At 43.8% G+C, this 12,259-nt stretch carries 11 protein-coding genes and 1 other annotated feature; of the genes, 9 read left to right on the top strand and 2 right to left on the bottom strand.

Annotation, left to right across the window (positions count from 1 at the left end):
• The first annotated feature begins 37 nt into the window (after positions 1-37).
• The 3 genes from JOC95_RS11575 (at position 38) to JOC95_RS11565 (ending at position 2,948) form a co-directional block, all read left to right on the top strand.
• Positions 38-526, top strand: coding sequence for a dUTP diphosphatase (locus JOC95_RS11575; RefSeq protein ID WP_204416254.1), 489 nt, complete (start codon positions 38-40; stop codon positions 524-526).
• A gap of 67 nt (positions 527-593) precedes the next feature.
• On the top strand, positions 594-1,679 hold the full coding sequence (locus JOC95_RS11570; protein ID WP_204416252.1) for a M42 family metallopeptidase: 1,086 nt from the start codon (positions 594-596) through the stop codon (positions 1,677-1,679).
• A 315-nt stretch (positions 1,680-1,994) separates the two neighbouring features.
• Positions 1,995-2,948: a nuclease-related domain-containing protein gene (locus tag JOC95_RS11565; RefSeq protein WP_204416249.1), complete on the top strand. Its 954-nt coding sequence runs from the start codon at positions 1,995-1,997 to the stop codon at positions 2,946-2,948.
• A gap of 21 nt (positions 2,949-2,969) precedes the next feature.
• On the opposite strand, the gene sspI is transcribed toward JOC95_RS11565, so the two are convergent.
• On the bottom strand, positions 2,970-3,176 hold the full coding sequence (gene sspI, locus JOC95_RS11560) for a small acid-soluble spore protein SspI (RefSeq protein WP_204416247.1): 207 nt from the start codon (positions 3,174-3,176) through the stop codon (positions 2,970-2,972).
• 72 nt (positions 3,177-3,248) lie between these two features.
• Between sspI and JOC95_RS11555 the strand changes: the two genes are divergently transcribed.
• The 3 genes from JOC95_RS11555 to pheT all read left to right on the top strand — a co-directional run bounded on the left by JOC95_RS11555 (position 3,249) and on the right by pheT (position 7,856).
• Positions 3,249-4,052 (top strand): TrmH family RNA methyltransferase, encoded by an 804-nt coding sequence (locus tag JOC95_RS11555; RefSeq protein WP_204416245.1) that lies wholly within the window; start codon positions 3,249-3,251, stop codon positions 4,050-4,052.
• A 51-nt stretch (positions 4,053-4,103) separates the two neighbouring features.
• Positions 4,104-4,341 (top strand) — a binding site (T-box leader).
• A gap of 51 nt (positions 4,342-4,392) precedes the next feature.
• Entirely contained in the window at positions 4,393-5,427 is a 1,035-nt protein-coding gene (gene pheS / locus JOC95_RS11550) for a phenylalanine--tRNA ligase subunit alpha (protein WP_204416243.1), read from the top strand.
• 14 nt (positions 5,428-5,441) lie between these two features.
• Positions 5,442-7,856, top strand: a complete 2,415-nt coding sequence (pheT, locus tag JOC95_RS11545; protein ID WP_204416241.1) for a phenylalanine--tRNA ligase subunit beta — start codon at positions 5,442-5,444, stop codon at positions 7,854-7,856.
• Between the two features lie 671 nt (positions 7,857-8,527).
• On the opposite strand, the gene rnhC is transcribed toward pheT, so the two are convergent.
• Complete coding sequence (gene rnhC / locus JOC95_RS11540; RefSeq protein ID WP_204416239.1) at positions 8,528-9,478, bottom strand: ribonuclease HIII; 951 nt, start codon at positions 9,476-9,478, stop codon at positions 8,528-8,530.
• A gap of 105 nt (positions 9,479-9,583) precedes the next feature.
• Between rnhC and zapA the strand changes: the two genes are divergently transcribed.
• The 3 genes from zapA to polX all read left to right on the top strand — a co-directional run bounded on the left by zapA (position 9,584) and on the right by polX (position 12,256).
• Positions 9,584-9,853, top strand: coding sequence for a cell division protein ZapA (gene zapA / locus JOC95_RS11535; protein ID WP_204416237.1), 270 nt, complete (start codon positions 9,584-9,586; stop codon positions 9,851-9,853).
• Positions 9,854-9,858: 5 nt separating this feature from the next.
• On the top strand, positions 9,859-10,404 hold the full coding sequence (locus tag JOC95_RS11530; RefSeq protein ID WP_204416235.1) for a CvpA family protein: 546 nt from the start codon (positions 9,859-9,861) through the stop codon (positions 10,402-10,404).
• 124 nt (positions 10,405-10,528) lie between these two features.
• Positions 10,529-12,256: a DNA polymerase/3'-5' exonuclease PolX gene (gene polX, locus JOC95_RS11525; RefSeq protein ID WP_204416496.1), complete on the top strand. Its 1,728-nt coding sequence runs from the start codon at positions 10,529-10,531 to the stop codon at positions 12,254-12,256.
• Positions 12,257-12,259: the final 3 nt, after the last annotated feature.

The raw sequence follows: 12,259 nt of genomic DNA, 5'->3' as shown, positions 1-12,259 counted from the left end.
TCAATTTTTAAAATATTTTTTTATAAAGGCGGTACATATGGGACTAAAAGAGCTATATAAGATGCAGAAGGAACTCGATTCAAAGATTGAGGAGCAGCACGGTCTGGTAAATATGGATCTAGTCGACCGCAAAATTTTGGCGCTGCTTGTTGAGCTTGGGGAGCTGGCTAATGAAACAAGATGCTTCAAGTTTTGGAGCGTCAAGCCTGCTTCCGAACAAAGTGTGGTCCTTGAGGAATATGTGGATGGGGTGCATTTTCTGCTTTCCGTCGGATTGACATTGGGATACACCTCGGATATCCCACGTGAAGTGGGGACAAGGACAGAATCGTTGAACGAACAATTTTTAATACTCTACGATTTGATAAGCATGTTCCGGCTGGAAAAGCAGGAAGAACCGTTTCAGGTACTGTTTGCAACCTACATGGAGCTTGGTGAGATGCTGGGCTTTTCCTGGGATGAGGTAGTAGCTGCGTATATGGAAAAAAATCTAGTGAATCATAAGAGACAGCAGCAGGGCTATTAATGTTTTTTACATTAGTAAGAGTTTTCTGTATAATATTCAGTGAGAGAATTAAGGGGGTCGAAATAAAATGGCTAAATTAGATGAAACATTAACCATGCTAAAAGATTTAACAGATGCAAAGGGTATTCCAGGCAATGAAAAAGAACCACGCGATGTAATGAGAAAATACATAACTCCACTTGCGGACGAAGTGATGACTGACGGTCTGGGAAGCTTGATCGCAAAGAAAATCGGCAAAGCAGACGGACCGAAAGTAATGGTAGCCGGCCACTTGGATGAAGTCGGCTTCATGGTAACAAACATCGATGACCGCGGATTCCTTCGCTTCCAGACAGTTGGCGGCTGGTGGTCCCAGGTTATGCTTGCACAACGTGTAACAATCGTAACAAGCAAAGGGGATGTAACAGGTGTCATCGGCTCAAAGCCGCCGCACATCCTTCCTGCAGAAGCACGCAAGAAGCCGGTTGATATCAAGGATATGTTCATCGATATCGGTGCATCCAGCCGTGAAGAAGCTCAGGAATGGGGCGTCCGTCCTGGCGACCAGGTTGTTCCTTACTTCGAATTCACAGTGATGAACAACGAAAAAATGCTTCTTGCAAAAGCTTGGGATAACCGTATCGGCTGTGCCATCGCAATTGACGTATTGAAGCATTTGAAGGATGCAGACCATCCTAACGTTGTATACGGCGTAGGAACGGTACAAGAGGAAGTGGGACTTCGCGGTGCGAAAACTTCCGCTAACATGATCCAGCCTGACATCGGATTCGGCGTGGACGTAGGTATCGCAGGGGACACTCCTGGCGTTACTGAAAAAGAAGCACTAAGCAAAATGGGGAAAGGTCCGCAAATCATCCTTTATGATGCAAGTATGATCTCCCACAAAGGCTTGCGTGACTTCGTAACAGGCGTAGCAGACGAATTGAACATCCCATACCAATTCGACTCCGTTGCAGGCGGCGGAACGGACTCCGGTGCAATCCACATGACTGCACAGGGTGTACCTTCCCTGTCCATTACGATTGCAACCCGCTACATCCACTCACACGCAGCAATGCTACATCGTGATGACTACGAGAACGCGGTGAAGCTGATTGCGGAAGTGATCAAGCGTCTGGATAGCGAGACGGTTGAAAGATTGACTTTTGATTGATTAGATTGATTTTTAGGAACCTGTCGCTCGGTTGGGAGATGGGTTCTTTTTTTAGACTAAAAAAGGAGATAATTTGAATTTTTGGGTAGGATTTAAAAATATCGATTTTGGATTAATTATGAGGTAATTAGTATTAAATAAAGGACTCTGCGGATTAAAAACTAAGGTTGTCGGATCCAAAATTGCCATTTTCAGATTAAATAAAAAAATATAACGTGAATAATTCTAAATACTGGTAAAATAGTATTTATAAATAATCTCAGGAGGTCTTTAACTATAATTATTCCCATAGATAAACCTATAATATTGTTGCAAATGGAAGCTTTATTAAGAAGAATACGTGAATTTCACCCAAAAAGATCAATTATTACTGAAGATCTTGCAAAAAGGACTGCAGGACATAAAGGAGAAGTATCTTTAAGCTTCCACTTATCAAGTTTGGATCACAAAAAAATTTGTATCCTCCATAATGTTAGGCTTAAGGTAAATGATTTCGTTTTTCAAATTGATTTTATGCTAGTTTCTACAAACTATATATTAATTTTAGAAGTGAAAAATATCGCAGGTACCATATATTTTGAAAGCAACTTTGATCAATTTATCAGAACAATAAATGGAAAAGAAGAAGGTTTCTACAATCCGTTAATACAAGTTCGTAGACAGGAAAACCTTTTAAAAGAATGGTTAAATGTGAATAAATTACCTTCTATTCCAATTGAAAGCTTCATTGTATTTACAAATCCTCAAACAATCATTAAAGCGGACAACAAATTTAGAGACAGTAAAAAAATCATACACAGCTATAATTTGACTAACAGGATAGATTTTTTACAAAAAATCCATCGCAATCAGCTCCTTACTGAAAAAGAATTAGCTAAACTTACCAGACTTATTAAAAAGAAAAATGAGCCAGAAGAAGTAAATATTCTTGCGAGATATGGAATCAAAAAGGAGGAAATATTGAAAGGGGTACAATGTCCAAAGTGTTCATACCTTCCTTTGAAGAGAAAAGGAAAATGGAGTTGTGAAAGTTGCCGTTGTTTATTTCAAGATGCTCATATAAATGCTATTCATGATTATTTGCATCTTTTGCAGCCTACAATTTCATATCACCAGTTTAAGGATTTTCTCCAAATAGAATCAAGGTCTGTCGCATCAAAGCTTCTTTCCTCTCTAGGTCTTCCCTACACAGGTTCCACTAAGAACAGAGTCTACTACTTAAATAAAGATTCTATTTCCCTTAACCAAAAAACAAAACAGCCCCTATAAAGGAGCTGCCACAACCCAATACTATTTCAATCCATCCTCTAGTGTAGAGAGCATTTCGGTTTTTTCCTGCTCAGAAGAATTCTCCCAAATTACCTCAAACAACACGCCTAAACCTGGAAGCATTTTTTCCTCGCCTTTATTAATGGCATCTAGGATTGTATCTCTCAGTTGGTCTTGGGAATTGCCCTCCACATTTTGACGGATAGCATGACGTAAATTCAAATTCATCCTTATCACCTCGTAGGGAAAAATAGTATCATCCCTAGCTTGTCTGTTCACGCCTTTAAATATGTATGGAAAATGCGTATAATAGCCTTATCGAGCAATAAAAGGAGAATTACGACGTTGAAACATATTGAATCGGTAAAAAATAATAAAGTGAAGCAATGGAAGAAGCTGCATAAAAAGAAAGAGCGGGAACAGTCAGGAACGTTCCTGATCGAAGGCTTTCATCTGATCGAGGAAGCGTTGAAGATTGACGGACTCATTGAAGAAATCATTGTAGCGGATGACCGCTCCATTCCCTCTGACTGGAACCTCAACAATGTGGAACTTATTTATGCTGTTCCGAATGTGCTGAAGGAACTCAGTGAAACGGAAACACCGCAGGGGATCGTGGCCATCTGCCGGATACCTAAAAGTAATGATGAGGCAATCAAGCCGAATCAACGGCTGTTATTCCTTGATAATGTACAAGATCCGGGAAATGTGGGCACAATGATAAGAACGGCTGATGCTGCTGGCCTGGACTTGGTGATCCTGGGAGAAGGCTGTGCGGATTTATATAGCTCCAAGGTCATCCGTTCCACTCAAGGATCCCTTTTCCACTTGCCGATCATTAGAGGCAATCTAAGTGAATGGATTCAAAAAGCAAAGGAACAAGAGATACCTGTGTACGGGACATCTCTGCAGAACGGCATCCCTTACAATGAAATTACGCCATCCGAGTCTTTTGCCCTCATCCTCGGCAACGAAGGAAAAGGTATGGCAGAAGAGCACCTGAACGAGACGGACCAAAACCTCTACATCCCGATCTTCGGGCAGAGCGAATCGCTGAATGTCGGTGTCGCAGCGGGAATATTAATGTATTATTTACGCGGATAGAGTTGCATCCGGCACCTGTTTTCAATATAATATAAAAATAGTTACATAAAGAACAAAACAATGACAGAGGAAAGTAGCTTACACCAGACCTTTTCAGGGAAAAAATGCCGTAGACTGCAAGCATTTTTAAGGAAGGCTAAGTGAAAATTTCACCTCCTGAGTTGGCACTTGGACCAGCAGATATGCTGTAAAGGTGTTCCGGTTAGATAGCCGTTATCTGGAATTGAGCGAACAAAGAGCATGATTACTTTGTTAACTAGGGTGGTACCGCGAATATCTCGTCCCTTTCCTTAAGGGGCGAGTTTTTTATTTGTCTAAAAAGAATCAAGGAGGAATAGATGTGGAAGAGCGTTTAAAGGAACTTGAAGCACTTGCGTTAGAGCAGGTAAGCCAAGCACAGAATCTGAAGCAATTGAATGAAGTGCGTGTTGCGTACCTTGGAAAAAAAGGGCCGATCACGGAGATTTTAAAAGGAATGGGTAAGCTTTCTGCAGAAGAGCGTCCGAAAATGGGGGCACTTGCAAATGTTGTCCGTGAAGCTGTTGCTTCTAAAATCGAAGAAAAACAGGCGGAAATGGAAAAGGCGGAGGTAGCGAAAAAGCTTGCATCCGAAACCATCGACGTAACACTGCCGGGACGTCCTGCACCAACAGGAAACCCGCATCCTTTAACAAAAGTAATCGAAGAAATTGAAGACCTGTTCCTTGGGATGGGTTACACGATCACAGAAGGTCCGGAAGTTGAAACGGACTATTACAATTTCGAAGCATTGAACCTGCCGAAGGATCACCCGGCGCGTGATATGCAGGATTCCTTCTATATTACGGATGAAGTGTTATTGCGTACGCAGACTTCCCCTGTACAGGCAAGAACAATGGAAGCGAACAAGGAAAAAGGGCCAATCAAGATCATCTGTCCTGGTAAAGTGTATCGCCGTGATGATGACGATGCGACCCACTCCCATCAGTTCACGCAAATCGAGGGCCTTGTCATTGATAAGAATATCAGCATGAGTGACTTAAAAGGTACGCTTGAAACGTTTGCGAAAAAGATGTTTGGCGAAGACCGTGAAATCCGCCTCCGCCCAAGCTTCTTCCCATTCACTGAACCATCCGTTGAAATAGATGTGACATGTGCAAAATGTGGCGGAAAAGGCTGCGGCATGTGTAAGGGAACAGGCTGGATCGAGATCTTGGGTGCCGGGATGGTTCATCCGCGCGTGCTTGAGATGTCAGGATATGACCCGAAAAAATATCAGGGATTTGCTTTTGGAATGGGACCGGAGCGTATTGCGATGCTGCGTTACGGCATTGACGATATCCGCCATTTCTATACAAACGATCAGCGTTTTGTGAAGCAGTTCAATCGAGTTTAAGAGGAGGGGAAACGATGTTAGTATCTTACAATTGGTTAAAAGATTACGTAAATATAGATGACATTTCTGCTGAAGACCTGGCAGAGAAGATTACAAGAAGCGGTATCGAAGTGGAAGGCGTGGAATTGCTGAATGAAGGCATCCAAGGGGTTGTAGTCGGTCATGTCCTTGAAAGGGAGCAGCACCCGAATGCCGATAAACTGAACAAATGTCTTGTGGATGTAGGTAATGGTGAGCCTGTACAGATTATCTGCGGCGCCAAAAATGTGGATAAAGGCCAAAAGGTTGCTGTTGCAACTGTCGGCGCAGTGCTTCCGGGGAATTTTAAAATAAAGCGTGCGAAACTGCGCGGCGAAGAGTCAAACGGGATGATCTGTTCCCTGCAGGAGCTTGGCATCGGTTCAAAGCTTGTGGCAAAAGAGTTTGCAGAAGGGATTTTTGTTTTCCCGAATGATGTGGAAGTGGGCACGGATGCATTGGCATACTTGAACCGCAACGACAAGGTGATGGAACTTGGCCTGACGCCTAACCGTTCAGACGCATTGAGCATGCTTGGTGTGGCATACGAAGTGGGTGCAATCCTTGGCCGTGAAGTAAAATGGCCGGAAACTGCATACAACGAAAACGGGGAGCAAGCTTCCGACTATATCTCCGTGAAAGTGGATGCAGAAGGCGATAATCCATTATATGTAGCAAAAATCGTGAAAAACGTGAAAATCGGTCCTTCGCCACTTTGGATGCAAGGAAGATTGATGGCAGCGGGCATCCGACCTCATAACAATGTAGTGGACATCACGAACTATATTTTACTTGAATACGGTCAGCCGTTGCATGCGTTCGATTATGACCGCCTCGGAAGCAAGGAAGTTCTTGTGCGTCGCGCCAAAAAGGATGAGCAAATCATCACGCTTGACGATGCAGAACGCACACTGACTGAAGATCATCTTGTCATCACAAATGGAAAAGAACCAATCGCCCTGGCAGGTGTCATGGGTGGCGCCAATTCAGAGGTTCAATCAGACACTACAACGATCCTGCTTGAGTCAGCATTCTTTAATGGAGTGACTGTCCGTAAAGCATCCAAGGACCACGGACTGCGCAGCGAGGCAAGTGCCCGATTTGAAAAAGGAATCGATCCAAACCGCACGCGTGAAGCTGCTGAAAGAGCCGTTGCATTGATGGCTGAGTATGCAGGCGGAGAAGTGGTAAGTGGTTCAGTAGAAGTGAACACGCTGAAAGTGGAGCCAGCAGTAGTGGAGACTACGGTTGAAAAAATCAATTCCGTTCTTGGCACAAGCGTAACCGCAGCAGAAGTGAAGGATATCTTCAACAGGCTTCAATTCGAAGTGACAGAGGACAACGGCAGCTTTACCGTTACAGTTCCGACACGCCGCGGGGACATTACAATCGAAGAGGATCTTGTAGAAGAAGTTGCCCGTCTGTACGGCTATGATAATATTCCAACCACTCTGCCGGTGAGTGCAGCAACACCAGGAGTATTGACACCTTATCAAGCGAAACGTCGTAAGGTCCGCCGTTATCTTGAAGGTGCCGGCCTGATCCAGAACATCACCTATTCCTTGACGAGTGAAGCGCGTGCGAAGCAATTTGCACTTGAAGATGGAAAAGCAATCCGATTGGCGATGCCTATGAGTGAAGAGAGAAGCACGTTGCGTTTAAGTCTTGTTCCTCATCTATTGGAGGCGCTGCAGCATAATATTGCGCGTTCATTACCTGCAAATGCTGTCTACGAAGTGGGATCAGTTTTCATTGGATCAGATGATGCCATCCTTCCTGCTGAGAAAGAGCGTTTGGCTGGGGCATTGACAGGATTATGGGAGCAGCATCCTTGGCAGGGAGAGAAAAAGGCAGTCGACTTCTTTGTGGCAAAAGGTATCCTAGAAGGCATGTTTGCCATGCTTGGTGTGAGTGAAGAAATTTCCTATACCCGAGCAGAGAAGGATGGCTTGCACCCTGGACGTACGGCAGAGATCCTATTAAACGGAGAAAGTGTCGGTTTCATCGGCCAGCTTCACCCGGAAAAATTAAATGAATTGGATCTGCCTGAGACATACGTGTTCGAACTTTCATTGACAGACCTCTTTGGTGCCAATGTGGAAGAAATCAAATACGAAGCGATTCCTAGATTCCCATCAATCTGGCGGGACATCGCACTTGTTGTTGACCGCAATACCCCTGCAGGCGAGATTGCAGCGGTAATCAAAGAAACTGGCGGAGCGCTCCTGACGGACGTCCAGGTATTCGATGTATACGAAGGCGATAAAATCGACGCATCGAAAAAATCGGTCGCATTCGCACTGCGCTACTACCACCCAGAACACACACTGACAGACGAAGAAGTAACAAAAGTCCACACAAAAGTTCTAAAGGCAGTCGAAGAGAAATTCGAAGCTGTGTTGAGAAGCTGATAATTGGATCTGATGTGAGCGGCGACCCCTCTGATGGGGTAGTCGCTCATTTTTGTATAGATTTGAAAAAAGTTCAATAGAATCTCAAAAAAGTTCGATAGACCGGCAAAAAAGTTCAATAGAATCTCGAAAAAGTCCGATAGCCCCTCAAAAAAGTTCAATAGAATCCCAAAAAAGTTCGATAGAAAACTCCCCCTCCTCATTTAGGCATTCTTTCTGAAATCCCAGCCTGGTCACTGCTCCCATCTAAACTAAAAAATAGGTAAAACGTACGATTTATAAGAACGAGTGTTCTGTTTTTCTTATTAGATGTTATAATAGAGTAGACAGTATAATAGGAACGGGTGGTGCGGTGAAGTCCCTGTGGAGAACGGGGGTGACCGTATGAGTGAGATGCAGCTTTTTTTGACATCAGGACTATTCCTCTTTGCATTTGTGAATCTAGTAATTGTGCTGATTAGGGAAATGACAAAAAAATAACCCACCCGTGACTACTAAATCGCTGTTAGGCAGTCGGGTGAGTTATTAGTACGTTCGACTCCACAGTAGCCGTGCTTCTGCGGGAGTTATACTGTTAAGGGTCAAAGTGCGTCCAACACTTTGGCTTCTTCGAATATGTGTATAAATTGATTATAGCATAACCGCCAAGTCTGTAAACAGATGTAAAGCAATCAAACCATTTTTCTGGCTTTCTGCGTATTGGCGAAATGCACCTTTGCGATTTTATCCAATATCGATTCCCCGTGAGTCCGGATCACTTTTGCAGCGACAGCATCCACCTTGGCACCGGCACCTTTTGGGATGGTGACACCTGCAATCTCACTGATTTTATCCATCTCTTTCAGGAAAGAATAGCGTGCAATGATGGATGCTGCTGCAACGGAAAGATGCAGCCCTTCCGCTTTTGTCGAAAAGTAGACATTCTCTTTGATGATGGTCTTTTCCTTTGCCACATGCCTGAAGTACACGCCCGCTTCAGCAAACTGGTCGATAAGGATGGCATCCGGCTTTTCAGGTGCAATTTTTAAAAGCACGTTCTCCAATGCCTTGTTATGCAATATCGCTTTGATTTTCCCCTGTGTCATTCCGCTCTGCTGCAGCTTGTTGTATTTTTCATTATGCAGGACCAGCAGGCTATATGAAATATGTGGCAGGATGTTTTTTGCAATCTGCACAATCTTCTCATCTGTCAGCACTTTTGAATCCTTTACTCCAAGTTCGGTCAGCTTTGCCATTTGGTCGCCTCGAACGTAAGCGGCACATACCGTAATAGGACCAAAATAATCTCCTGTTCCTACTTCATCCGAACCGATGACCGATAATGACGCAAAACCAGGGGGCAGACCAGCTCCGCTTTTAGTTGCGGAAGTCTTTGGCTTGGAGGCAGAACTCTTTGCGGGAGAAGCAGATGTCCCGCCGAACTCTCTCCAGATTGTTGCTTCTTCGTCAGCACCTTTACCCTGGAACAAAACTTTGCCTGATTTATAGGCCGTGATCATGCATTGAGGTGACTTTGCAGCGAACACGGCTCCTGACGGAAGCTTCTCGATACGGTGGGGATGATAGAACTCCTTCAGCTTCATAAGAACACTTGTTGGCACTTGTATGACTTGATATGACAAATCTTTCACTCCTACTACAAAATTTTACATTTTTCTATTGAAACTAACAGGTTTGCTTTCCAACTTCCAATCTTTCATGGTATTATTAAGATTAGGATTTTATGAATGGGGGCATACACGTTGTCAGAGCAGAAAACTCGCACGACCGTCGACATATATGGACAGCAATATTCTATTGTTGGAACGGAAAGTATAAGTCACATACGACTTGTTGCTTCCATTGTCGATGAAAAAATGAGAGAAATCAATGGGAAAAATTCAAATCTGGATATCAGCAAACTGGCTGTCCTTACAGCAGTCAATGTTGTACATGATTATATCAAATTAAAAGATGCATACGATACACTTGAAAATGAAATGAAGAAAAAGGGCTGAATGGAATGTTGGATCTAATCATTATCTTCTTGTTCATAATGGGGTTAATTATAGGCATACGCCGCGGTTTTATCATGCAGATCGTACATCTGTCCGGTTTTATCGCTGCGTTTGTCGTAGCATATATGTTCTATGCGGATCTCGCACCGAAACTGAAGCTTTGGATACCGATGCCAAGCTTTGGCGATCCTGAGTCCGCGAAAATGTTTTTTGAGACAATAAGCTTGGATACAGCTTACTATCGTGCCATAGCTTTTGCCATGTTATTTTTCGGCACAAGGATTGCAGCGCAGATTATCGGTTCGATGTTTGATTTCCTCTCCCATCTGCCAATCCTGAAACAGGTGAACAGTTGGGCAGGTGCGTTGCTGGGATTTGTGGAAGTTTATTTGATAGTGTTCATATTTCTATACATAGGTGCCTTGGTGCCGCTTGAAATTGTCCAAAGCTCAATCAGCGATTCCTCCATGGCGAAGGGTATCGTCGAAAATACGCCTGTTTTTTCTGAAAAGCTGAAGGATTTATGGACAGGGTATATGGCTGGAAACTAAAACTCCTCTTCTTTCTTGAGGAGTTTTTCTTTTGCTGTCCAAGAATATCGGTTTTTCAATTGTACTTTTGGGTCAATTATTTGTATGATTTTATTTAGAGGACTATCATTCATGAGGTTAGGTGATACAAGTGAACAAAAAACAGATTGTCAAATGGTTGGAGACCATTGCGATATATATGGAACTGAAAGGTGAAAACGGCTTTAAAGTGTCAGCTTTCAGGAAAGCAGCATTGGCACTTGAAAACGATGAAAGAAGCTTAAGTCAGATCGATGATTTTACGAAGATAAACGGCATTGGAAAAGGGACGGCTTCCGTCATACAAGAGGTACTGGAGACAGGGAAATCATCGGTGCTGGAGGAATTGCAGGAGCAGGTTCCAGCGGGGTTGGTCCCATTATTGAATCTGCCGGGCCTTGGCGGAAAGAAAATTGCGAAACTTTATCAGGAATTAAACGTAGTGGATATTGTGACGTTAAAAGAGGCTTGTGAAGCAGGTAAGGTTCAGGCGCTTGCCGGGTTCGGAAAGAAAACGGAAGAAAAGATACTTGCTTCCATAGATGAGGTAGGAAAAAGGCCAGATCGCCTGCCAATTTCCTTTATGACGGAGATTGCAGAGGAAATAGAGCAGTACCTTTCCAAAATCACGGGAATAGAAGCCTTTTCCAGGGCGGGAAGTTTAAGAAGATACAGAGAAACGATAAAAGATCTAGATTTTATCATCTCTACCACAAATCCGGGAGAGGTCCGGGAGAAGCTTGTGGAAATGGACCGGGTGAAGGAAATCATCTCAAACGGTGATACGAAGGTTTCGATCGTACTTGAATACAACTATGATGTTTCCGTCGATTTCCGAATGGTGGAGCCGATCAGTTTTCCGACGACCCTGCACCATTTTACCGGCTCCAAGGATCATAATGTCCGCATGCGCCAGCTCGCTAAGGACCGTGGTGAGAAGATAAGCGAATACGGTGTGGAAAATGTGGAAACTGGTGAGATCACCCATTTCAAAACGGAAGAAGAATTTTTCAAGCATTTCGATCTTCCTTTTATCCCTCCTGAAGTCCGGGAAGATGGCAAGGAAGTGGATTATGTCATTGAAAATGGAGAAATTCCACTTATTTCCTTAAAGGACATCCAGGGCGACCTGCATATGCATACAACCTGGAGCGATGGCGCCTATACGCTTGAGGAAATGATTGAAGCGTGCCGAGCCAAAGGCTATAAATACATTGCGATTACAGATCATTCCCAGTACTTGAAGGTTGCAAACGGGCTGACAGCGGAAAGGCTTCGTCAGCAAAAGGAAGAAATACGCAAGCTAAATGAAAAATATGACGATATTACGGTACTCTCAGGTGTGGAGATGGATATCCTGCCGGATGGTTCCTTGGATTATGATGATGAGTTGCTTGAAGAGATGGACCTTGTCATCGCCTCCATCCACTCCAGCTTCTCGCAAAAGAGAGAAGTGATCATGGAGCGCTTGAAAACGGCATTGGAAAACAACCATGTGGACATCATCGCCCATCCTACAGGAAGACTGATAGGTAAAAGGGAAGGCTATGATGTGGATATGGAAATGCTGATACAACTGGCAAAGGATACGGATACCGCGCTTGAGCTGAATGCCAATCCACACAGATTGGACCTTGCGAGCAAATATGTAAGACTTGCACAGGATGCGGGTGTGAAGCTTGTCATCAATACCGATGCCCACAGCATCGATATGCTTGAACATATGGAAACGGGTGTTGCGGCTGCAAGAAAAGGCTGGATCAAAAAAGAGAATGTCATCAACACATGGACGGAAGATGAGCTGAAGAGATTCTTATCACGCCATCATATGTAAGAC

This window comes from Sutcliffiella tianshenii, from assembly GCF_016908565.1.
In the GTDB taxonomy this organism is placed as follows: domain Bacteria; phylum Bacillota; class Bacilli; order Bacillales; family Bacillaceae_I; genus Sutcliffiella_A; species Sutcliffiella_A tianshenii.
This window is presented reverse-complemented; position numbering and strand designations above follow the sequence as displayed.

Excerpts from the sequence above, each read along its gene's own strand:
- sspI (WP_204416247.1), bottom strand. The coding sequence starts at position 3,176 with ATGAATTTGAATTTACGTCATGCTATCCGTCAAAATGTGGAGGGCAAT.
- JOC95_RS11575 (WP_204416254.1), top strand. The coding sequence starts at position 38 with ATGGGACTAAAAGAGCTATATAAGATGCAGAAGGAACTCGATTCAAAG.
- JOC95_RS11565 (WP_204416249.1), top strand. The coding sequence starts at position 1,995 with ATGGAAGCTTTATTAAGAAGAATACGTGAATTTCACCCAAAAAGATCA.
- JOC95_RS11530 (WP_204416235.1), top strand. The coding sequence starts at position 9,859 with ATGTTGGATCTAATCATTATCTTCTTGTTCATAATGGGGTTAATTATA.
- zapA (WP_204416237.1), top strand. The coding sequence starts at position 9,584 with ATGGGGGCATACACGTTGTCAGAGCAGAAAACTCGCACGACCGTCGAC.
- pheT (WP_204416241.1), top strand. The coding sequence starts at position 5,442 with ATGTTAGTATCTTACAATTGGTTAAAAGATTACGTAAATATAGATGAC.
- JOC95_RS11570 (WP_204416252.1), top strand. The coding sequence starts at position 594 with ATGGCTAAATTAGATGAAACATTAACCATGCTAAAAGATTTAACAGAT.
- JOC95_RS11555 (WP_204416245.1), top strand. The coding sequence starts at position 3,249 with ATGCGTATAATAGCCTTATCGAGCAATAAAAGGAGAATTACGACGTTG.